This is a genomic window from Nitratireductor alexandrii (assembly GCF_004000215.1).
In the GTDB taxonomy this organism is placed as follows: domain Bacteria; phylum Pseudomonadota; class Alphaproteobacteria; order Rhizobiales; family Rhizobiaceae; genus Mangrovimarina; species Mangrovimarina alexandrii.
In genome coordinates, this window is record NZ_RBVY01000007.1 from 188,359 (window position 1) to 210,222 (window position 21,864).

Genomic DNA, 21,864 nt, shown 5'->3' on the forward strand with positions numbered 1-21,864 from the left:
ATGAAACGGCCTGCGTTCGTTTGCCGCTCGGTGTCGGTGCGCCCGTGAGTGCGGTCGGCGCGTCATCGGCGGGCTGGTCGCGGCTGCGCACCCGGTTGATGCATGTCGTCTTTCTGCTCGGCCGGCCGATGACGCTCGGCGCCCGCGCGATCGTCTTTCGCGACCCGGACCGCTCGGTGCTGCTGGTCCGGCACAGCTACGTCCCGGGCTGGCAGCTTCCCGGCGGCGGCGTCGAGCCGGGCGAGGCGCTGGAGGAAGCCCTGACGCGCGAATTGCGCGAGGAGGCCAATGTCGAACTCGACGCGCCGCCGGCGTTGAAGGCGGTCTATTTCAACCGCAACGCCAGCCGGCGCGATCACGTCGCGCTTTATCTCGTCACCGCTTTTCGCCAGACGGCGGACAAGGCGCCCGACCGCGAGATCGTCGAAGCGCGCTTTTTCGGCCTCGATGCGCTGCCGGCGGCCACGACGCCGGCCACGCGCCGGCGGATCGGGGAAATTTTCGGCGATGCGCCCATTTCGCCCTACTGGTAGCGGCCGCAGGGGCACTCAGGCGGCGGCGCGCAGCCGGGCGCGGTCGTGCGGGGCCTCGTAGTCGAGCGCGGGGCCGACCGGCACGATGCGGGTCGGGTTCACGCTCTCGTGGCTGGAATAATAATGCTGCTTGATATGGAAGAGATCGACCGTGTCGGCAATGCCCGGCAATTGGTAGAGTTCGCGCAGATAGTTCGACAGGTTGGGATAGTCGGCGATCCGCCGCAGATTGCACTTGAAGTGCCCCACATAGACCGGGTCGAACCGCACCAGCGTGGTGAAAAGCCGCCAGTCGGCCTCGGTCAGGCGCTCGCCGGCCAGGTAGCGATGGTGCTGCAGATGCGCCTCGATCTCGTCGAGTGCTGAAAAAAGCTCGGCGAAGGCTTCTTCGTAGGCTTTCTGCGTGGTCGCGAAGCCGCAGCGATAGACGCCATTGTTGACCGGCTCGTAAATGCGTTCGTTCCACCGGTCGATTTCGGCGCGCAGTCGGGCCGGGTAGAGATCGACGCTGGCGTCGCCCCAAGCGTCGAAGGCGGCGTTGAGCATGCGGATGATCTCGGAGGATTCGTTCGAGACGATGGTCTCTTCCTTCCGGTCCCACAACACCGGAACGGTCACCCGCCCCGAATAGGCGGGATCGGCCCTGGTGTAGATCTGGTGCAGGAAATTTGCGCCGTAAAGCGGATCGCCGGTGGCGCCGTCGCGCTCGCGGAAGGTCCAGCCGTTCTCGCCCATGAAGTGGTCGACGACGGCGACCGAGATCACGTCGTCGAGCTTCTTGAGCGCGCGCACGATCAAGGTGCGGTGCGCCCAGGGGCAGGCCAGCGACACGTAGAGATGGTAGCGTCCCGCCTCGGCCTTGAAACCGCGCTCGCGTCCCTCGGCCGGTGCGCCATCCGGCGTCACCCAGTCGCGAAACCGGGATTGGGAACGCACGAACCGTCCGCCCGATTTCTTGGTGTCGTATCCCTTGTCGAACCATTGTCCGTCGACGAGCAAACCCATGTCGCAACTCCCTTGTTGGAGACCAATTTAGGCATCGGTTCCGGATTTCACAGCCCGTTCGGGCTTGAACGGATCGTCACCGCAGCGGCGACGTCGCCCGCAACGGGCCGATTTTCGCGTGGACGGGTGGGCGAATTGGTGCTAGCTGGATTTTTCCAAGGGGGCAAAAATCAGCCATGAACCGTATCCAGCGACGACGACCACGCCCGCGCGGCTAGCCGCGTTCGCCTTCCGCCCACGGGCGGCTGTCGTCACCGCTTTGCGATACGGATTATCATGCTCGACATTGCCTATCTGGCCGAGACGGCCGAACACGATCACGCCATCGAAGACATCAACGCGGAAGCCTTCGGGCCCGGCCGCTATGCCCGCGCGGCCTACAAGATCCGCGAAGGCGGCCCGCATGAGCGCGCGCTGTCCTTCGTTGCCATGCACGACGGCCAGGTGGTTGCCACCGTTCGGCTGACCCGGGTGGCGGCCGGTTCGGGGCGGGCGCTGCTGCTCGGTCCGCTGGCCGTGAAGCCGGCCTTCAAGGACAGGGGGATCGGGCGCGCGCTCGTGCGCGTCGCCATCGAGGCGGCCCGCGCGGCGGGCGCACCGGCGGTGATTCTGGTCGGTGACGAACCTTATTACGGTCCGCTCGGTTTCCGGCGCATTCCGGCCCGGCGCATCGTCATGCCGCGTCCGGTCGATCCGAACCGGCTTTTGATCCACGAGATTTCCGAGGGCGCGCTCGATGCGCTGCAGGGCGTGATGGTTCACGCCGATCACGCGGTTCCGGCGTAGCGTGTCTGGGCGCGATCCGCGCCGGGGCTGATCCGGTGTCGTGGGCTCAGCGCCCCTCGCGATACCACATGGCGCAAAAGGCGAACAGCAGCAGCGCCAGGCCGAAAAAGCCGGCGAACAACGGCACCCGATTGACCGATTTGAGCACGCTGTCGCGGGTCGTGCGCAGGCCGATCCAGTCGCGCCCCGACGCTTCGGTGCCGGCGGCGCGCACGGGCACGATGCCGGGCATCGCCAGCCCCCCGCCCAGGCCGGCGAGGCGACGGACGCTGCCGCCGGTCGCCTCGGCCGCCGGACGCAGCACGTCCAGGGTCGATACGGTCTCGGCGAATTCCGGCGCGTTGACCGGGCCGACATGGGCGAGCGCGGTCAGATCGCCATTGGCGACCTGGTAAAGGCCGATTTCCTCGACCGTGGCGCTGCCGGAGAAAAGCCCCGGCTTGCCGGCGACCAGCGGCAGATCCATCGTCGCGCCGGACGGGGTGATGATCCGCGCCGGGCCTGCCTCCTCGCTCATCGTCTGCCGGCTGACTTCGAGCGTCATGCCGCGGCCGGAGGCCGTCAGGCGCTCTTCCTCGAGTTCCGGTTCCTTCATCAGCCAGTGGGCGATGCGGCGGTAGAGCGAGACATGCGGCCCGCCGCCCTCGAAGCCGCGCGCCCACAGCCAGCCCTGGTCGGACAGGAACATGCCGACCCGGCCCTCGCCGTTGCGGTTGAGCAGAAGCAGCGGTTCCTCGCCGGGCCCCTTCATGACAACGTCGCCCAGGGGCCGCGAAATGCCCACCAGACGGAACCAGCGGCTCCAGTTCGGCGGTTCCTGTCCGGATCCTTCCAGCCCGCGCGTCACCGGGTGGCGGGCGCCGGTTTCCGTCAGGCGCGGGTAAAACGCCTCCTCGATCACGGTCCCCGTCGGCAGGGCCGGCAGGGCCGACATCAGCGGCGTGCGCGAGATCGACTGCTCGCCCGCATATTCGGGGCCGGCGGCGATCAAAAGCGCGCCGCCGCGTTCGACATATTCGGCGATGTAGTCGTAATACAGGATCGGCAGCACGTCGCGGTGCTGGTAGCGGTCGAAGATGATCAGGTCGAAATCGTTGATCTTCTCCACGAACAGTTCGCGGGTGGGAAAGGCGATCAGCGACAGGTCGTTGATCGGCGTGCCATCCTGTTTTTCGGGGGGGCGCAGAATGGTGAAGTGCACCAGATCCACCGCCGCGTCCGATTTCAAAAGGTTGCGCCAGGTGCGCTCGCCGGCATGCGGTTCGCCCGATACCAGCAGCACGCGCAAATTTTCGCGAATGCCGTCGACGATCGCGATCGCGCGGTTGTTGGTGTCGGTGATCTCGCCCTCGGCGCGTTTGACCGACAATTCCACGATGTTGCGTCCGGCGCCCGGCACGGTGATCTCGAGCGGCATTTCCGAGCCGAAGATGGCGCGCTCAAGGGCGACCTGTTCGCCGTTGATCGACACCCGCACGTCGACGGGCCGGCCTTCCTCGCCGGTGCCGATGACGCGGTAGGACATCGACAGCGGCTTGCCGACAATGCCGAAACGCGGCGCGTTGACGAAGCGCACGCGGCGGTCGCGCTCGCCGTCGTCGCCGGTGACCAGCGCATGCAGTGGGCCCGGCAGACCGTCGAAGACGGCCGGCATGTCGTGGACCTGGCCGTCGGTGACCATCACCGCGCCGCCGATACGCGAGGGCGGCACGTCGCGGAACACGCTTTCCAGCGCCGCGAACAAGCGGGTCTGGGTGCGATCGTCGGTGTCGCTGGCGCGACCGGCCTCGACCACGCGCACGTCGAACTGGTTGAAGCGGCCGAGGCGGGCCTTCAGCTCCTCGACCGCCTGCTCGGTCGTGGCCTGGCGCGCGCCGATATCCTGGCTCTGGCTGCGGTCGACGACGACGGCGACCACGCTTTGCAGCGGGTCGCGTTCCTCGTCGAGCAGGACCGGATTGAGGAGCGCGAGCGCCAGGGCGGCAAAGGCGGCGACGCGCAACAGCGCGCCGCGCTGGCGAAAATAGAGCGCGGCAAGAGCAAGCAGTGCCATCGGCACGGCGAGGGCCGCCATAAGCGGCCAGGACAGGAGCGGTTCGAAGGCGAGCGACCAGTTCATCAGCCGCTCCTATTGCCCGAGCCGTTCGAGCAGGACCGGCACGTGCACCTGGTCCGATTTGTAGTTGCCCGTCAGCATGTACATCATGATGTTGACGCCGGTGCGAAGCGCGTAGATGCGCTGCATCGGATCGGCCGGCACCGTCGGCAACAGCGGATCGCCGTTGGCGTCGATCGCCCAGGCGCCGGCGAGATCGTTGGCGGTGATCATGATCGGCGAGACGCCGTCGCCGGTCCTCACCGGCCGGCCGTCGCTGCTTTGCGCGTTGAGCGCGGCCTCCACCCACAACGGGCCGCCGGCGTAGCGACCGGGGAAATCGCGTAGGATGTAGAAGGACTTGGTCAGCACGTGGTCCTCCGGCACCGGCTCGAGCGGCGGCACGTTCAGGTCGGAAAGAATATCGCGCAGCCGCCGCGTGGCCGGGCTTGCGGCGCCCGACAGGTCGAAGCCGGTCGCATATTGGTCGCGCGTGTCGAACAGAACCGAACCGCCCTGGCGCATATAGGCGTCGACGCGGGCGATGGCGGCCTGCGAGGGCATGGGCGCTGCCGGATCGACCGGCCAGTAGATCAGCGGATAAAACGCCAACTCGTCATTGGCGATGTCGACGCCGGCCGGCGGACCCGGCTCGAGCGCGGTCTTGTCGATCAGGAAGCGGGTGAGCCCGGCGATGCCGGCACGGCTGACGGCGTCGATCGAAGCGTCGCCGGTCAGCACGTAGGCGATGCGGGTGGTCGCGATCGCGGCGATTGCCTCGGCGTCGCCCGGCTTGGTGTCCTGGCCGGCGGCCTCGTTGACGCCGCCGGCCAAAAGTCCCGCGCCGAGCGCAATGGCCACAAATGCGGCACCCGCCGCCCTGGGCGCGGCGCGGCGTCTGCGGGCAAACACGCCGCCGATCCAGAACACGGCCAGCGTGTCCAGCACCATCAGCGCCAGGGCCAGCCCGATCAGCGGGCCGCGCAGGTCGCGCGACTGGTCGAGCGCATAGGCGGCCGTGGAAACCGGCAAGTCGGTCGCCGGGCGCTCGATGGTGGCGAGCGTGGCCTCGGCACCGAGCAGATTGTGAGCCACAAGCCCTTCCTCGGTGCCGTAGAGGCCGGGCGGGTTTTCGATCGTCACCGTTTGCGGGCCGCCGGTGGCAAGCGGCCTGGCGTCGGGGGACGGCGGTGCCAGCATGCCGTTGGCGGCGATCATGCGAAACGGCGCCAGCGTCTGGAGATTGCCGCTGGCAACGGCCTCGATCGCGCCTTGGTTGCGCGACATCTGCACCAGCCGCCGCAGCACGTCGACGAAGCTGCCGGAGATCGGCAGGCTGGACCAGGTCGCCTCGGGGGTAACGTGAAACAGCACGATCGTTCCCTCGCCGCGCGCCGCGCCGGTAACCAGCGGCGTGCCATCGGCGAGGTTGGCCCAGGTCCGCTCGAAAAGATCCGGCGTCGGCTCGGCCAGCACCTGGCGCGTGACGGTGACGTCGCGCGGCGGCGTCAGGTCGGCGAAGGGACCGGTGGGCGGAAACTCGGCCACCGGCTGCGGTTCGGTCCACGTCAACGAGCCGCCGAGCGCACGTTCGCCGAGCCGCAGACGCACCGGAAGCAACGCGTCGTCATTGTCGGCCGCGGCCAGCCGCGATCCGGCAAAACGCACCAGCGTGCCGCCGCCCTCGACCCATTCGATCAGTGCCTGGCGGGCGGTGTCCGGCAATGTGCCGACATCGGCCATGACGATCAGCGCCGGCTTTTGATCGAGCAGGTCGGGGATCGCCTCGGCGAGGTCGAAGGTCGGCGCCTCGACCAGGTCGGCGAACGGCGCCAGCGCGCGCTCGATATAATAGAGCGGCGACAGCAGCGGTTGAGCCTGGTCGCCCTCGGCTTGCGAGACCAGACCGACGCGGCGGCGTTTGGCGTTTTCGTCCAGAACCCTGACGGCGGCAGCCTGGTTCTCGCCGTCGACGCGGATGGTGGCGAAGTCGTTGCGCAGCTCGAACGGTACCCGCAATTCCGCCGTTGCCGCGGTCTCGCCCGGAGCGAAAGCGAACACGGTGTCGGCGATGCGGCGTCCGCGATCGTCGAAGGCGCCGGCCGTTACCTGGCGCGGACCGGTATCGGCCGCCGCCCGTATCGCGGTGACCGCGAAATGGTCGGGGCGGTTTTCCGTGGCGGTCAGGCCGATCATGGCCAGCCGCTCCGGCGTGATCCAGACGACTTCGCCGGCCGTTCCGCCCAGCAATTGCGCGAAGGCAGCCTCGTCGCCGGCGCTGGCCAGCCCGTCGGACAGCACGGCGACCGTCGCCGTCGGCAGGGCGTCGAGAGCGCCGGCCACGCGGCCGAATATCGCGGCGCGGTCGACCGGGACAGGCCGCGGTTCGGCCGCGCGCAAGCGGTTGCGGGCTTCCTCGGCATCGAAGGGACCGATCTCGGCATTCGGCTTCTCGGCCGTCAGCGCCAGCACGACCGGCGCGCCGCTTTCGGCGGCGTCGGCAATCAGCCGTTCGGCGGTGGCGACGCGCAGGTCCCAGTCCGTCGCCGCCGCCCAGCCATTGTCGATGACCAGCGCCAGCGCCTCGCCGGCCGTCTGGAGCTTTTCGCGCGGGCGGAAGATCGGCTCGGCGAGCGCGAGGATCACCAGCGCGGCCATCACGAGCCGCAACAAGGTTAGCCACCACGGGCTTTGATGCGGCGTTTCCTCCTTTTTCAGCACGCGCGCCAGGATGCGCAGCGGCGGAAACAGCTCGGACTGGGGCTTGGGCGGCGTCAGCCGCAGCAGCCACCAGATGACGGGCAGCGCGAGCAGGCCGAGCAGCACCAGAGGCTGGCCGAAAGCCAGGAAACTCATCGCGGCCCTCCCGCCGTGCGGGCGAAAGCGGCGCTCAGCGCCAGGTGGACCTGCACCAGCGCCTCCGAGGCCAGCCTGTCGGTGTGATTGACCGTGTAGCTCCACGACAGGCGCTTGCACCAGGCGGCCAGCGCCTCGCGGCGCGCCAGATAGGCCTGGCGATAATCCTCAGCCAGGGTTTCGGCCCGGCCGGCGGTCAGTTTCGCGCCGGTTTCGGGATCGCGAAACTCGGTGCGGCCGGCATAAGGAAAGCTTTCCTCGGCCGGATCGGCAATCTCGATCAGATGGGCGCGTACGCCGTGGCGCGCCAGCACGTCGAGCCAGGCCATGGTCTCCTCGACGGGATCGAGGAAATCGCTGACGATGACGATGTCGGAAAAGCGGCGGATCGCGGCCAGTTCGGGCTGGTCGGGCACGGTTTTGGCCTGTAGCAGGCTCGAGGCCAGACGCTCGGCGCCGTTTCGGGCCACGAACGGATCGGACAGGCCGGGCCAGGCGATGCGCTCGCCGCCGCGCGACAGCAATTCGGCCAGCGCCAGCACCAGGACCAGCGCGCGCGATTCCTTCGACACCGAGGCATTGGCGGAGCGGTAGAGCATCGAGGGCGAGGGATCGGCCCACAGCCACACCGTATGGGCGGCTTCCCATTCGCGGTCGCGCACGAAGATGTGCTGATCGTCGCGCGCCGAGCGGCGCCAGTCGATGCGGGCGGTCGCCTCGCCCTCCACATAAGGCCGGAACTGCCAGAAATTTTCGCCGATGCCGCGCCGGCGCCGTCCGTGCCAGCCGGCGATCACCGTGTTGACGATACGGCGCGCATCGACCAGCAGATCCGGGATCAAGGCGGCGCGCGACCGTCCCCTGGCCAGGGCATCGCTCGGTGCGACCGGGGTGGCCGCCTGGCCTATCGGCGCCACCATCAACCGCCTTCTTTCACCAGCCTCGCGATCACGTCGCGCACGTTCATGCCCTCGGCGCGGGCCGAGAAGGTCAGCGCCATGCGGTGCTGCAGCACCGGTTCGGCCAGCGCATGCACGTCGTCGACCGACGGGGCCAGACGTCCGTCGTAGAGCGCGCGCGCCCGCGCGCACAAGGTCAGTGCCTGGCTGGCGCGCGGCCCGGGCCCCCAGGCGACATGCTTGTCGGTCTCGGCATTGCCGTTGCCGGGGCGCGCGGAGCGCACCAGATCGAGAATCGCCTCGACGACGCTTTCGGGCACCGGCATGCGTCGGATGAGCGCCTGGATCTCGCGCAAACGCTGCGACGACAGCACGTTTTCGGCCTTCGCCTCCTCGGCGCCGGTGGTTTCCAGCAGAATGCGGCGTTCGGCCTCGATATCGGGATAGAGAATGTCGACCTGCATCAGGAAACGGTCGAGCTGGGCTTCGGGAAGCGGGTAGGTGCCTTCCTGCTCGAGCGGGTTCTGGGTCGCGAGCACGTGGAACGGGGCCGGCAGGTCGTGACGCGCGCCGGCCACGGTGACGTGATATTCCTGCATCGACTGCAACAGCGCCGACTGGGTGCGCGGGCTGGCGCGGTTGATCTCGTCGGCCATCAGGAGCTGGGAGAAGACCGGGCCGGGGAGGAAGCGGAAATAACGTTTGCCGTTGTCGTCCTGCTCCATCACCTCGGAGCCGAGAATGTCGGACGGCATCAGGTCGGGAGTGAACTGGATGCGGCGGGAATCGAGCCCCAGCACCGTGCCCAGCGTGTCGACCAGCTTGGTCTTTGCAAGCCCGGGCACGCCGACGAGCAGGGCGTGTCCGCCCGCCAGGATGGCGACCATGGTGCGCTCGACCACCGCTTCCTGGCCGAAAACCACCTTGCCGACCGCCTCGCGGGTGCGCGAGATGTCGGCCAGCGCGCCTTCGGCCGCGGCGATCATCTGTTTTTCGTCGACCGCCTGTTGCTTCACCGTGACGCCCATGCCGTTTTTCCTTCGCTGATCGACCGCCACCGGCGACATGATCCCCCGATTCGCGCCATTCCGGTATATGCACCTTAAACTTAAAACGCCCAAAGTGGCTGACAAGCGGAACGACAGTGACTATTTCGTGACCATGACCGATCAATCCGAGACAAAAGGCAAGGGCTTGAACGAAGCCGGCGACGCCGCGTCGCTCGCCGCGCTGGTGTCGCGCGCCACGCGGGCCGGAAAGGGCGCGGCGCCGGTCGAGCGCTGGAATCCGGACCATTGCGGCGACATCGACATGGAGATCCGCGCCGACGGCACCTGGTTCTATATGGGCACGCCGATCGGCCGCATGCCGCTGGTGCAGCTCTTTTCCACCGTTCTGCGCAAGGACGAAGACGGCAAGACCTATCTCGTCACCCCGGTGGAAAAGGTCGAGATCAGGGTCGAGGACGCGCCGTTCCTGGCGGTCGAGCTGGCCGTGTCGGGCACTGGCGACGACCGCACGCTCACCTTCCGCACCAATGTCGGCGATGTCGTGGAGGCCGGCGACGCCCACCCGCTGCGTTTCGTGCTGGAAGACGAGACCGAAGGGCTGAAACCCTATCTTCTGGTGCGCGGGCGGCTGGAAGCGCTGGTGGCGCGGGCGGTGATGTACGAACTGGTGGAGCTCGGCGAGAACATCGAGCTCGACGGCGAGACGATGTTTGCGGTGCGTTCCGGTGGCGTCGTCTTCCCCATCATGCCGGCGGCCGAGCTCGAACGGCTGAGCGCGTAGATGGAGCTGTGCCACCCCACCGCATACACGGCGGCCGAATTCGGCCGGCGCGCGGTTCGCGAGAAGGCGCCGCACGCGGTCGAGCTGGGCGATCACGTGCTCAACCCGTCGCTGAAGGAGCTGATCCTGGGCAACAGGCTGCGCGATGCGGCGGTTCTGGTGCCGGTGGTCGATCGCGGCGCGGAGGCGACATTGCTGTTGACCACGCGCACGGCCGCGCTGCGCAACCATTCGGGCCAGATCGCCTTTCCGGGCGGCCGCATCGATCCCGATGACGCGACGGCGGAGTTTGCCGCCCTGCGCGAGGCGCGCGAGGAGATCGGCCTGGATCCCGGCCATGTCGACATTGTCGGGCGTCTGCCCGACTACGTCACCGGCAGCGGCTACCGGATCGCGCCGGTGCTGGCCACGGTCAGCCCCGGCTTCGACATGACCATCAATCCCGCCGAGGTCGACGACGCCTTCGAGGTGCCGCTGCGCTTCCTGATGGACCCGGCCAATCATCGCCGCGAAAGCCGGTTGTGGAACGGCCGCGAACGGTTTTTCTACACCATGCCGCATGGCGAGCGGTATATCTGGGGCATCACCGCCGGCATCATCCGTACCGTTTACGAAAGGCTCTACGCGTGACGCCGGTTTCGATCGCGGACAGGGCGCCCTGGCTTGCCGCGCCGGCGCTGCAGCGTCTTTTGGCCCTGTTGTCGGAGGACGGCGAGGAGGGGCGGATTGCCGGCGGCGCGATCCGCAACACGCTTTTGGGCGAGGCGGCCGGCGATATCGACATCGCCACCACCTGCCTGCCCGACGAAACCGTCGCGCGCGCCGAGCGCGGCGGTTTCAAGGCCGTGCCGACCGGTTACGAACACGGCACGATCACCGTCATCGCCGACGGCGTCGCCTACGAGGTCACCACGCTCCGGGCCGACATCGAGACCGACGGGCGGCGCGCCAAGGTGCGCTTCGGGCGCGACTGGCAGGCCGATGCCGAGCGGCGCGATTTCACCATCAACGCGCTTTACGCCGACGCGGCCGGTCGCGTCGTCGACCTGGTCGGCGGGCTCACCGACATCGACAGCCGCACGGTGCGCTTCATCGGCGATGCAGAGGCCCGCATCCGTGAGGACTATCTGCGCATCCTGCGGTTTTTCCGCTTTTTCGCCCGTTACGGCTCGGGCCGGCCCGACGCGGCCGGGCTCAAGGCTTGCGCGCGGCTCAAACGCGGCCTCGACACGCTGTCGGCCGAGCGGGTGTGGTCGGAGCTCAAGCGGCTGCTTGCGGCCGACGATCCGTCCCGCGCGCTGTTGTGGATGCGCCAGGCGGGTGTGCTGACCGCCATCCTTCCCGAGAGCGAGAAATGGGGCATCGACGCCATTCACGGCCTCGTGCGGGCCGAACGCGACCTTGACTGGCCGCCCGATCCGCTTGTGCGGCTCGCCGCGATCGTTCCGCCGGACGCCCCGCGCATTGCCGCCCTGGCGCGGCGGCTGAAACTCGCCAACGCCGAGCGCGACAGGCTGGTTGCCTGGGCGGCGACGCCGCAAATCGGCCCCACGGCGAGCGAAACCGAGCTGGCGCGACTCGCCTACAGGACCGGTCGCGCCGGGTTCGATGATCGGCTGCGGCTGGCGCTGGCCTCGGCGCGGGCGCGCGCCGTCGCCGACGACACGGCGATGATCGAGGCCGGCGGCTACTACCGGCTGAAAAAATTCCTCGACGGCTGGACGATGCCGGAATTTCCGATCGGCGGCGCCGATCTGATCGCGATCGGCATTCCCGCCGGCCCGAAAATGGGCAATGCGCTGCGCGATCTTGAGGAAATCTGGATCGATTCGGGCTTTGTGCTGGAACGCGATGCCCTGCTCGCCCGCGCGGAAGAGCTGAAGCGAACCATCCTGTCCTGACAGACTTGCCTGCCCTGAAAGACTTGGCGGTTTTGATGTTTTCCGGCCGGCGCCCGGCGACGGTGTTGCCGGGCGCGGCGGAGGACGCGGCTGCCGTCAGGCGGCGTTGCGCGTCTTTTCGATGCGCGAGCGGATGGCCTCGACCATCGATTCGCGAATGACGTCCTCGCCATGGTCGAGCCGCATATGCTCGACGACGCGGCGCATGATCTCGGCCTCGTCCTCGTGCCTGGTATGCCATTCGCAGCCCGGAACGAGCGATCCGCAGTGATATTCCTTCATGGTCTTTCCTCCTGGATCCGTTCTGCTTGCGGGTTCGTCCAGGATAACACGAAATCGGGCAAATCGTTGCCCCCGACGCGATCACGATTGGCGGCGAACGCCGATCTCAGGGCCATTTCACCAGTGGCGGCATGGAGGACAGGATCGACTCCACATTGCCGCCGGTCTTCAGGCCGAACGTGGTGCCGCGGTCGTAAAGCAGGTTGAACTCGACATAGCGGCCGCGCCGGACAAGCTGTTCCTCGCGGTCGGCCTCGCTCCAGGGCGTGTCGACATTGCGCGCCACGAGCTTGGGATAGATCGTCGCGAAGGCGGAACCGACCTCGCGGGTGAAGGCGAAATCGGCCTCCCAGCCGCCGGCCTGGCTGGAGGAATGCAGCCAGTCGAAAAAAATCCCGCCGATGCCGCGCGGCTCGTCGCGATGCGGCAGGAAGAAATAGTCGTCGCACCATTTCTTGTAGCGTGGATAGTCCGCGACCTCGTGGCGGGCGCAGGCGGCCTGCATGGCCGCGTGGAAATCGCGCGCGTCGGCATCTTCCTGGTTGCGGCGCCGGTCGAGCACCGGGGTCAGGTCGGCGCCGCCGCCGAACCATTGCCGGGCCGTCACCACCATGCGGGTGTTCATGTGCACGGCCGGCACGTTGGGATTGTGCGGATGCGCGATCAGCGAAATGCCGGAGGCCCAGAAGCGCGGATCCTCCTCGCTTCCGGGGATCTGCTTGCGGAATTCCGGCGAGAACTCGCCATGGACGGTCGAGGTGTGCACGCCGACCTTTTCGAAGACACGCCCGTGCATCATCGACATCACGCCGCCGCCGCCCTTGCCGCCGTCGCGATGCCAGGGCTTGCGTTCGAAACGGCCGGCCGGGCGCTCGCGAAGCGGACCCGTCAGCGCGTCCTCCAGCGCCTCGAAATCGGCGCAGATACGGTCGCGCAGGCTTTCGAACCAGTTTCTGGCCGTCTCCTTCTTGTCTTCGATGCCGGCGGGCATGTCGGCGGGAATGTCCGGGCGTTGCATGGCGCGTCCTCGCTGCTGCTCGATCCTCCCAAGCCCTTAGAGCCAAGCGCGCCCGGAGGCCAGCCCGCCGATCGCCGCATGTGCCCGGCGGCACAAAAGACTCGCCTTGGCGCCGATTCGATCCTAGTCTTGAGGCCGATCTTGGGAGAGGCTTTGCGTGCGGACACCGCCGAGACCGCCCCTCGACGGGCTTAAGAAGAGGCTCGACAGACATCGCAGCCAGGGCGAACGCCTGCCGCGCGACGGGTTTTTGCGCGAGACCTTCGTGCTGCCGCGCGCGGATGCGCGGGCCAAAGCGCGCGAATGGTTCGACCGCTGGCCGAAACAGGCCTACTGGACCGCGATCGAAAGCTGGTGCGAGCGTCCGCGCGACGTGATCGAGTTCACCATGCGCCGCCTGCCGACGGCGGATTAGCGTCGCGATCGCCAGGCGGCGCGTTCCGTTTTTTTTAGCCTGCCGTCAGTTGCCGCATGACCTCGCCCGCCGCCATCGCCGCCGTCATGGCCAGGTTGAGGCTGCGGCCGCCGCCGGGCATGGGAACAAGCACGCGCTCGTCGGCGGCCTCGTGCACGGTGTCGGGCACGCCGGCCGATTCGCGCCCGAACAGCACGATATCGTCGGGTCGAAACGCCAATTCGGTATAGGGCAGGGTGGCGCGGGTGGTGAACAGCACCAGGCGCCGGCCCTCGGCCTCGCGCCAGGCCGCGAACGCCGCCCAATCGGCGTGCCGGGCAAGGGCGGCCGTGGCCAGATAGTCCATGCCGGCGCGCTTCAAAGCCCGGTCGGAGAGGTCGAAGCCGACCGGGCCGATCACGTCGACGGTCATGCCCATGCAGGCGCCGAGCCGCAGGATCGCGCCGGTATTGCCGGGAATGTCGGGCTGGTAGAGCGCCAGGCGCGGACGTTCGTTCACGAAGTAGCTCCCCAATTGGCGTGGCCCATCGGCCACAGTCGCTGCAAGATCAGCCTCCGCTAAAGTGCGCGGGCTGGCCTCACCGCCGCCAAGAGGCTATATAACGGCCCTCGTCAACCCGAACCGCGGAGGCAGACATGACAATCATGATGTTCGCATCATCCTTCTGCCTCATCGGCAGACCCCGTTCCTGACGGCGGTATTCGGCTCGACGCTTCCTCTTTTGACAGGCATTTCCGTTTCGAATTCCGCCGGGCCTTTTGACCCGATAGCCGAGGATTCGAACCGTGCTCTGTCTGTTTTGCCCTTACCCCGCTGCGCGAGCGCGCCCTGAACATCCCGACACCTGCCTGACGTCGGGCATTGTCGTCGCTCTGGGGCTAGCAGCGATCGCGGTGCTGACCGCGGCTCTTGCCCCGCACTCTCCCGCGCCGGACGCCATCGCAAGAACACGGCTTGCCGCATGCGGCGATGGGTCTGCTGACACGGGCTGGCAGCACCGGCCCGTCGCTTACTCCTGTCCGCGCTCCTTTGACCTATATTGATGTTTTCGAGGCCACTCATGTTTCACTGGTTTGAACAAAGACTGAACCCGTTTCCGCCCGACGAGCCGGAAGAGCCGCCGCGCACGCTGCTGGCGTTCTGTCTGCATTATACGCGCGGCGCCTGGCCGTCTCTCGTGCCGGCCGCCATCCTGATGGCGCTGATCGCGATCGTCGAGGTGTGGCTGTTTTCCTTTCTCGGCAACATCGTCGACTGGCTGGCGGAGAGGGACCGCGCCACCTTTCTCGAGGAAGAAGGCCTGAAGCTCGCCGGCATGGGCGCCGTCGTGCTGTTCGCCCTGCCGATCATGGTGTGGTTTCATTCGCTCGTCAGCCAGCAAACGCTGATGGGCAACTATCCCATGCGCATCCGCTGGCAGGTCCATCGCTATCTGCTCAAGCAGTCGATGACCTTCTACCAGGACGAATTTGCCGGCCGTATCGCGACCAAGCTGATGCAGACCGCGCTCGCCGTGCGCGAATGCGTGATCAAGCTGTTCGACGTGATGAACTATGTCACGGTCTATTTCGCCGGCATGCTGTTCATCGTGGCCGCGGCGGACTGGCGGCTGGCGACGCCGATCGCGGCGTGGCTGGTGGCCTATATTTTCCTGATGCGCTATTTCGTGCCGCGGCTCGGTCGCGTCGCGGAGGTGCAGGCCGATGCGCGTTCGCTGATGACCGGCCGGGTCGTCGACAGCTACACCAATATCCAGACGGTAAAACTGTTTTCGCACGCCAACCGCGAGGCGCGTTACGCCCGCGACGGCATGGCCAGTTTCCTCGATGCGGTCTATCGGCAGATGCGGCTGGTGACCGGGCTTTACGGCGTGCTCTACGTTTTGAACTCGCTGTGCCTGTTTGCGGTCGGCGCGCTCGGCATCTGGCTGTGGCTCGCCGAGGCGGTGACGGTCGGCGCGATCGCCGTGGCGCTCGGCCTGGTGCTCAGGCTGTGGGGCATGTCGCAATGGATCATGTGGGAATTGTCGGCGCTGTTTGAAAATATCGGCACGGTGCGCGACGGCATCAACTCGATCTCGCTGCCGCGGCTGGTGGAGGACAAGCCGGATGCCGGCCCGCTCGAGGTTTCGCAGGGCGGCATCGTGTTCGACAATGTCCGCTTCCATTACGGCAAGGAAAAGGGCGTCATCGAGCAGTTGTCGCTGACGATCCGACCCGGCGAGAAGGTCGGCGTGGTCGGTCGCTCGGGCGCGGGCAAGTCGACCCTGGTCAATCTCGTGCTGCGTTTCTACGACATCGAGGCCGGCCGTATCCTGATCGACGGCCAGGATATCGCCGAGGTCACCCAGGATTCGCTCAGGGCCAATATCGGTATGGTCACGCAGGACACCTCGCTGCTGCACCGCTCGGTGCGCGACAACATCCTTTACGGCCGGCCGGACGCGACCGAGGAAATGATGCTGGACGCGGCGGCGAAGGCGGAGACGCTGTCCTTCGTCGCCGAGCTGACCGACCCGAAAGGGCGCAAAGGCTTCGACGCCCATGTCGGCGAGCGCGGCGTGAAACTGTCGGGCGGCCAGCGCCAGCGCATCGCGATCGCGCGCGTCATGCTGAAGGACGCGCCGATCCTGATTCTCGACGAGGCGACCTCGGCGCTCGATTCGGAGGTCGAGGCCGCGATCCAGGAAAACCTCTATCGGCTGATGGAGGGCAAGACGGTGATCGCGATCGCCCACAGGCTTTCCACCATCGCGGCCATGGACCGTCTGGTGGTGATGGACAAGGGGCGGGTGATCGAGGAGGGCACGCATGAGGAGCTGCTTGCGCGGGGCGGGCTCTACGCCCAATTGTGGGAACGGCAGTCCGGCGGTTTCCTCGACCTGGAAGCCGCGCAGGCCGCGGAGTAGGCATGCTTGAAAACCGTCCGTTGCCGCCTCGCCAGGTGGGGACGGACGGAGATGAAATCGGATAGACACGGGTCATGACGGTATCGACGGATAGGCATTCGACTGCGCGGGACGACAAGCCCGACCGCTTCTGGCGTCGGATCGAAGGCGTTATCGATCCGTTCCACGACACCGAGCAGGAGGTCCTGCCCAAGGATGCCTGGCGCTTCATCCTGTATTTCGCCCGCCAGGCGAAGGGGCCGTTCGTGCTGCTTTTGATCACCGGCGGGCTGGTCGGCGCGGTCGATGCCGGGCTCTACTGGTCGATCGGCTGGCTCGTCGACCTGCTCGACAGGGCGGAGCCGGCCACATTGTTCGCCGAGCATTGGCCCGAACTGGTCGGGCTGCTTGTGCTCGTCTTCGTCATTCGCGCCTCGGTGATGGTCGGCGCAGCACTCGTGGAACAGCAAATCATCGTTCCCGGTTTTTTCGCCATGGTCCGCTGGCAGGCCTTCCGCCGCGTGATCGAGCAGCCCTACGAGTTCTACCAGAACGATTTCGCCGGCCGCATCGCCACCAAGATCATGCAGGGCGGCGAGGCGGTCGGCGACTTCATCGTGTCGGTGCTGCAGTCGATCTGGTCGTTCCTCACCTTCGTCATCCTGGCCACGTCGCTGCTGGTCGCGCTCGATCCGCTGATGGGGCTGGTGGTGGCGCTGTGGTTTTGCGGCTATCTGCTGATCATCCGCTATCTGCTGCCCCGGTTGCGGCGCGCCGGACGGGCGACGGCCGACCAGCGCTCGATCTTCAACGGCAGGCTGGTCGACGCCTTCACCAACATCGTGGCGGTCAAGCTGTTCGATTCGGGACGACGCGAGCACGCCTTCGTGCGCGACGGGCTGGAGGGGTTCTTCAATGCGGTGGTGCGGCTCACCCGCGCCATCACCACGGTGCGCGCCGCGGTGAATTTCCTCAACGGCGCGATGATGGCCTCGGTCGGCACGATCGCGGTCTGGAACTGGACCCAAGGCACGATCTCGACCGGCGCGATCGCCGCGGCGCTCGGGCTCGTCTTCCGGCTCAACAACATGTCGGGCTGGATGATGTTCAACATCAACGGCCTGATCCGCTCCTACGCCACCATCCAGGACGCGACCGGCACGATTTCCGTGCTGCCGGCGATCCGCGACGCCGACGACGCGGCGACGATGGCGCGCGCAAAGGGCGATATCCGCTTCGAAAACGTCACTTTCCACTACGGCAAGGGCGCGGGCGTGATCGACGGCTTCAATCTGCATGTCAGGCCGGGCGAGCGCATGGCGCTGGTCGGGCCGTCGGGCGCGGGCAAGACGACCATCGTCAATTTGATGCTGCGGCTGTTCGACGTCGAGGGCGGGCGCATCCTGCTCGACGGCCAGGACATACGCATGCTGACCCAGGGTTCGCTCAGGGCCCAGTTCGGGGTGGTCAGCCAGGAGCCGATGCTGATGCACCGCTCGATCCGCGACAACATCGCCTATGGCCGGCCGGGCGCCAGCGAGGCCGAGATCGTCGAGGCGGCCAAACGCGCTGCCGCGCACGACTTCATCGTCGAGGTCGCCGACCAGAAGGGGCGCACGGGCTACGACGCCCATGTCGGCGAGCGCGGGGTGAAGCTGTCGGGCGGCCAGCGCCAGCGAATCGCGATCGCGCGGATGATGTTGAAGGACGCGCCGATCCTGATCCTCGACGAGGCGACGTCGGCGCTCGATTCGGAGGTCGAGGCGGCGATCCAGGACAATCTGGAGCGCATGATGGAGGGCAAGACGGTGATCGCGGTCGCGCACCGGCTGTCGACCATCGCCACGCTCGACCGGCTGGTCGTGCTCGACGAGGGCCGCATCGTGGAAGACGGCAGCCATGCCGAACTCGTCGATAAAGGCGGCCTTTACGCGCAGTTGTGGAAACGCCAGTCGGGCGGCTTCCTGCCCGGCCGTATCGCGGCGGAGTAGGCGGGCTTGGTTTGGCGCTCCCCCGATGGCCACCTGGTCGCCGGCGTGACGCCGCTGCTTGCGCTCGACGTCGATATTCTGGCCGAAAAGGCCTCCGCGCTCGGTCGAGCCGGCGACAAGGTGGAAAAGGCGCTCGAAAGGCTGCGCGGCGTCGGCGGGACGGCGCCCGAGCGCCGGCAGGCCTTGAAGGCGGCGGCCGATGCCGTCCACGGCTATTTCATCCAGCGCGAATTGTGCGGCCTGCGCCGGCATGAGGACGTGATCCGCGAATACGCCATTCCGCGCGAGGTGCTGGCGCGACTTGGTGCGCGATAGCCGGTTGCCGCTGTGGAAAAAGCCGCGCGGGCGCGCGCGGTCCGGCGTCACGCCGGCGATCGTTCGGCTTGCGCCAAAAAAGCCCGCGACAAACTGCCCACCTGTTCGGCAATCATATGGACAAGCGAAACCATCGCGCCTAGAAACCATCGCCAATTGCCGGGATTCCAGCCCGTCCGTGCGCATGCGCACGGGCAACCCCGATCCGGGATGCCGGGGTGCGGGGTGCGGCTCACAATCGCGAGAGGAACAGGACCTGTGAGCGTCAACGAAACCCACGATCCCAATCGCAGGGATTTTCTTTATGTGGCGACCGGAACGGCGGCCGTGATCGGCGCCGGTGCCGTGGCCTGGCCGTTTATCGACCAGATGCGTCCGGACGCCTCCACCCTTGCCCTGTCGACGATTGAGGTCGACGTGTCGGCGATCGAGCCGGGCATGTCGGTTGCCGCCAAATGGCGCGGCAGGCCGGTCTTCATCCGCAACCGCACGGCCGAAGAGGTCGAGGCCGCCAGGGGCGTTGCGCTTGAGGATCTCAAGGATCCCGTCGCCCGCAACGCAAACATCTCGGCTGACGCGCCGGCGACGGATATCGACCGCTCCGCCGGCGAGGGCAAGGAGAACTGGATCGTCATGGTCGGCGTGTGCACCCATCTCGGCTGCGTGCCGCTCGGCCAGGCCGGCGAGTTCGGGGGCTGGTTCTGCCCGTGCCACGGGTCGCACTACGATACGGCCGGACGTATCCGCAAAGGCCCGGCGCCGGAAAACCTGGCCGTGCCGATCTTCGAATTCATTTCCGACACCACCATTCGGATCGGCTGAGGACCTGGGGAAGAGCATTATGGCCGGCGGACATTCCACCTACAAACCCAACACCGCATTCGAACGCTGGATCGACAAGCGTCTGCCGCTGCCGCGGCTGATGTACGATTCCTTCGTCGCCTATCCGGTGCCGCGCAACCTGAATTACGCCTACACGTTTGGCGGCATTCTCTCGATCATGCTGGTCGCGCAGATCCTGACCGGCGTCGTGCTGGCCATGCACTATGCGTCGGACACCGGGCTCGCCTTCGAGTCGGTCGAGAAGATCATGCGCGACGTCAATTCCGGCTGGCTCTTGCGCTATCTGCACGCCAACGGCGCGTCGATGTTCTTCGTCGCCGTCTATATCCATATTTTCCGCGGGCTCTATTACGGCTCCTACAAGGCGCCGCGCGAGTTGCTGTGGATCCTGGGCTGCATCATCTATCTCTTGATGATGGCGACCGCCTTCATGGGCTACGTGCTGCCGTGGGGCCAGATGAGCTTCTGGGGCGCGACCGTCATCACCGGCTTCTTCACCGCCATCCCGCTGGTCGGCGAGTGGATCCAGCAGCTTCTGCTGGGCGGTTTCGCGGTCGACAACCCGACGCTCAACCGCTTCTTCTCGCTGCATTACCTGCTGCCCTTCATGATCGCCGGCGTGGTCGTTTTGCATGTGTGGGCTCTGCACGTGACCGGCCAGACCAACCCGACCGGCATCGAGGTCAAGTCGAAGACGGACACGGTGGCCTTCACGCCCTACGCGACCATCAAGGATTCGTTCGCGATGGTGGTGTTCTTCATCGTGTTCGCCTATTTCGTCTTCTACATTCCCAACTTCCTGGGCCATCCGGACAACTACATCCAGGCCGACCCGCTGAAGACGCCGGCCCATATCGTGCCGGAATGGTATTTCCTGCCGTTCTACGCCATCCTCAGGGCGATCACCTTCAATATCGGCCCGATCGATTCCAAGCTCGGTGGCGTGCTGGCCATGTTCGGCGCGATCGCGGTCTTGTTCGTGGTGCCGTGGCTCGATACCTCGAAGGTGCGTTCGGCCGCTTACCGGCCCTGGTACCGGCTGTTTTTCTGGGTGTTCGTGCTCGACTCGATCTTCCTGGGCTGGCTCGGCTCGCGTCCGGCCGAAGGGGCCTATGTCGTGATGGCGCAGTTGGCGACGCTCTACTACTTCGCCTTCTTCATCGTCATCATGCCGGTGCTCGGCCTGCTTGAAACGCCGCGCAAGCTGCCCGGATCGATCACCGAGGCCGTACTGGCGCGCAATGCCGGAAGCGCGGCCGCGCTGCCGGAAGGCGCCAATGCGGCGCCGGACAAGAATGCCTGAGGCGAGGACCGTGAAGCTTGAAAGGAATTCCCGCATGAAGACCATCCTGAGCGGTTTCGCGGCGCTCGCCTTCGTCTTCGCCGGACTGGCCGGGCCGACGTTCGCGGCCGAGGACGCCGGCAACGAGGCGGAGCCGGCCCATTACCCGATCAAGAAGCCGAAAGAGCTCGACTGGTCGTTTGCCGGCCCGTTCGGCACCTACGACAAGGCGCAGCTCCAGCGCGGCCTGAAAGTCTACAAGGAAGTCTGCGCGGCCTGTCATTCGCTTGATCTGGTCTCGTTCCGCACGCTGCAAGATCTCGGTTATTCCGAAGCGCAGGTGAAGGCTTTCGCGGCCGAGTACACCGTACAGGCCGGCCCGGATTCAAACGGCGATATGTTCGACCGCCCGGCCATTCCCGCCGATTATTTTCCCGCGCCGTTCCCGAACGCGGAAGCCGCCGCGGCCTCCAATGGCGGGGCGGCCCCGCCCGACTTTTCGCTGATCGCCAAGGCGCGGGCTGTGGAACGCGGTTTCCCGACCTTCGTGTTCGACGTCTTCACCCAGTACGCCGAGGCCGGCCCTGACTATATCCATGCCCTGCTGATCGGTTACGAAGAGACCCCGCCGGAGGGTTTGAACGTGGCGGAAGGCACCTACTACAATCCCTATTTCCTCGGCGGTGCGTCGCTGGCCATGGCGCAGCCGCTGTTCGACGACATGGTGACCTATGACGACGGCTCGCCGCAGACCGTCGATCAGTATGCCAAGGACGTATCGGCTTTCCTGATGTGGGCGGCCGAGCCGCATATGGAGGAGCGCAAGAAGACCGGCTTCCGGGTGATGGTCTTTCTGCTCTTGTTCGCCGGCCTGGTCTATCTCACCAAGCGCAAGATCTGGTCGCAGATCGAGCATTGAGCGGGCGACTTATCCGTTGATTTCAGAAAAGGGCGCCGCGTGCGC

20 protein-coding genes are annotated in these 21,864 nt (G+C 66.7%); 12 read left to right on the forward strand and 8 right to left on the reverse strand.

Annotation, left to right across the window (positions count from 1 at the left end):
* The first annotated feature begins 98 nt into the window (after positions 1–98).
* Positions 99–533 carry an NUDIX domain-containing protein gene (locus tag EP380_RS16695; protein ID WP_127599567.1) on the forward strand — a complete coding sequence of 145 codons (435 nt, stop codon included), beginning with the start codon at positions 99–101 and terminating at the stop codon, positions 531–533.
* 15 nt (positions 534–548) lie between these two features.
* Here EP380_RS16695 and EP380_RS16700 read toward each other — a convergent pair whose 3' ends face one another.
* Positions 549–1,538: a glutathione S-transferase family protein gene (locus EP380_RS16700; RefSeq protein WP_127599445.1), complete on the reverse strand. Its 990-nt coding sequence runs from the start codon at positions 1,536–1,538 to the stop codon at positions 549–551.
* Positions 1,539–1,808: 270 nt separating this feature from the next.
* Here EP380_RS16700 and EP380_RS16705 point away from each other — a divergent pair, with 270 nt between their 5' ends.
* A complete protein-coding gene (locus EP380_RS16705) occupies positions 1,809–2,324 on the forward strand; it encodes a GNAT family N-acetyltransferase (RefSeq protein ID WP_164749896.1) in 516 nt (171 codons plus the stop codon).
* Positions 2,325–2,370: 46 nt separating this feature from the next.
* Here the strand turns inward: EP380_RS16705 and EP380_RS16710 are convergent, their stop codons facing one another.
* Genes EP380_RS16710 through EP380_RS16725 form a run of 4 tightly spaced genes read right to left on the reverse strand, consistent with a single transcriptional unit; the run spans position 2,371 to position 9,202 of the window.
* Positions 2,371–4,443, reverse strand: a complete 2,073-nt coding sequence (locus EP380_RS16710; protein ID WP_127599447.1) for a hypothetical protein — start codon at positions 4,441–4,443, stop codon at positions 2,371–2,373.
* Positions 4,444–4,452: 9 nt separating this feature from the next.
* The gene (locus EP380_RS16715; RefSeq protein ID WP_127599449.1) at positions 4,453–7,275 is read right to left on the reverse strand and encodes a DUF4159 domain-containing protein; all 2,823 of its coding nucleotides are present in this window, start codon (positions 7,273–7,275) and stop codon (positions 4,453–4,455) included.
* Complete coding sequence (locus EP380_RS16720; protein ID WP_127599451.1) at positions 7,272–8,195, reverse strand: DUF58 domain-containing protein; 924 nt, start codon at positions 8,193–8,195, stop codon at positions 7,272–7,274. The genes EP380_RS16715 and EP380_RS16720 overlap by 4 nt, the downstream gene beginning before the upstream one ends.
* Positions 8,195–9,202, reverse strand: a complete 1,008-nt coding sequence (locus EP380_RS16725) for an AAA family ATPase (RefSeq protein ID WP_127599453.1) — start codon at positions 9,200–9,202, stop codon at positions 8,195–8,197. Before EP380_RS16725 ends, EP380_RS16720 begins: the two co-directional genes overlap by 1 nt.
* A gap of 133 nt (positions 9,203–9,335) precedes the next feature.
* Here EP380_RS16725 and EP380_RS16730 point away from each other — a divergent pair, with 133 nt between their 5' ends.
* From EP380_RS16730 to EP380_RS16740, 3 genes are read left to right on the forward strand one after another with little or no spacing between them, the layout of a single operon-like run.
* Entirely contained in the window at positions 9,336–9,965 is a 630-nt protein-coding gene (locus tag EP380_RS16730; protein WP_127599569.1) for a DUF1285 domain-containing protein, read from the forward strand.
* Positions 9,966–10,595: a CoA pyrophosphatase gene (locus EP380_RS16735; protein WP_106570623.1), complete on the forward strand. Its 630-nt coding sequence runs from the start codon at positions 9,966–9,968 to the stop codon at positions 10,593–10,595.
* Positions 10,592–11,866: a CCA tRNA nucleotidyltransferase gene (locus EP380_RS16740; RefSeq protein ID WP_106570622.1), complete on the forward strand. Its 1,275-nt coding sequence runs from the start codon at positions 10,592–10,594 to the stop codon at positions 11,864–11,866. The genes EP380_RS16735 and EP380_RS16740 overlap by 4 nt, the downstream gene beginning before the upstream one ends.
* 96 nt (positions 11,867–11,962) lie before the next feature.
* On the opposite strand, the gene EP380_RS16745 is transcribed toward EP380_RS16740, so the two are convergent.
* Positions 11,963–12,148, reverse strand: a complete 186-nt coding sequence (locus EP380_RS16745) for a DUF1059 domain-containing protein (RefSeq protein WP_106570621.1) — start codon at positions 12,146–12,148, stop codon at positions 11,963–11,965.
* Between the two features lie 106 nt (positions 12,149–12,254).
* The gene (gene hemF, locus EP380_RS16750) at positions 12,255–13,166 is read right to left on the reverse strand and encodes an oxygen-dependent coproporphyrinogen oxidase (protein WP_127599455.1); all 912 of its coding nucleotides are present in this window, start codon (positions 13,164–13,166) and stop codon (positions 12,255–12,257) included.
* 157 nt (positions 13,167–13,323) lie between these two features.
* On the opposite strand from hemF, the gene EP380_RS16755 reads away from it, so the two are divergent.
* Positions 13,324–13,581 carry a hypothetical protein gene (locus tag EP380_RS16755; RefSeq protein WP_106570619.1) on the forward strand — a complete coding sequence of 86 codons (258 nt, stop codon included), beginning with the start codon at positions 13,324–13,326 and terminating at the stop codon, positions 13,579–13,581.
* 34 nt (positions 13,582–13,615) lie between these two features.
* Here EP380_RS16755 and EP380_RS16760 read toward each other — a convergent pair whose 3' ends face one another.
* Positions 13,616–14,080, reverse strand: a complete 465-nt coding sequence (locus tag EP380_RS16760; RefSeq protein ID WP_127599458.1) for a tRNA (cytidine(34)-2'-O)-methyltransferase — start codon at positions 14,078–14,080, stop codon at positions 13,616–13,618.
* Between the two features lie 562 nt (positions 14,081–14,642).
* Here EP380_RS16760 and EP380_RS16765 point away from each other — a divergent pair.
* From EP380_RS16765 to EP380_RS16790, 6 genes are all read left to right on the forward strand, one after another.
* Positions 14,643–16,490 (forward strand): ABC transporter ATP-binding protein, encoded by a 1,848-nt coding sequence (locus tag EP380_RS16765; RefSeq protein ID WP_127599460.1) that lies wholly within the window; start codon positions 14,643–14,645, stop codon positions 16,488–16,490.
* Between the two features lie 74 nt (positions 16,491–16,564).
* Positions 16,565–18,460 carry an ABC transporter ATP-binding protein gene (locus EP380_RS16770; protein ID WP_127599462.1) on the forward strand — a complete coding sequence of 632 codons (1,896 nt, stop codon included), beginning with the start codon at positions 16,565–16,567 and terminating at the stop codon, positions 18,458–18,460.
* A gap of 6 nt (positions 18,461–18,466) precedes the next feature.
* Positions 18,467–18,775, forward strand: coding sequence for a DUF6665 family protein (locus tag EP380_RS16775; RefSeq protein WP_127599464.1), 309 nt, complete (start codon positions 18,467–18,469; stop codon positions 18,773–18,775).
* A 258-nt stretch (positions 18,776–19,033) separates the two neighbouring features.
* Complete coding sequence (petA, locus tag EP380_RS16780; protein WP_164749890.1) at positions 19,034–19,597, forward strand: ubiquinol-cytochrome c reductase iron-sulfur subunit; 564 nt, start codon at positions 19,034–19,036, stop codon at positions 19,595–19,597.
* A gap of 19 nt (positions 19,598–19,616) precedes the next feature.
* The gene (locus EP380_RS16785) at positions 19,617–20,921 is read left to right on the forward strand and encodes a cytochrome b (protein ID WP_106570614.1); all 1,305 of its coding nucleotides are present in this window, start codon (positions 19,617–19,619) and stop codon (positions 20,919–20,921) included.
* Between the two features lie 34 nt (positions 20,922–20,955).
* Positions 20,956–21,819, forward strand: coding sequence for a cytochrome c1 (locus tag EP380_RS16790; protein ID WP_106570613.1), 864 nt, complete (start codon positions 20,956–20,958; stop codon positions 21,817–21,819).
* Positions 21,820–21,864 lie beyond the last annotated feature (45 nt).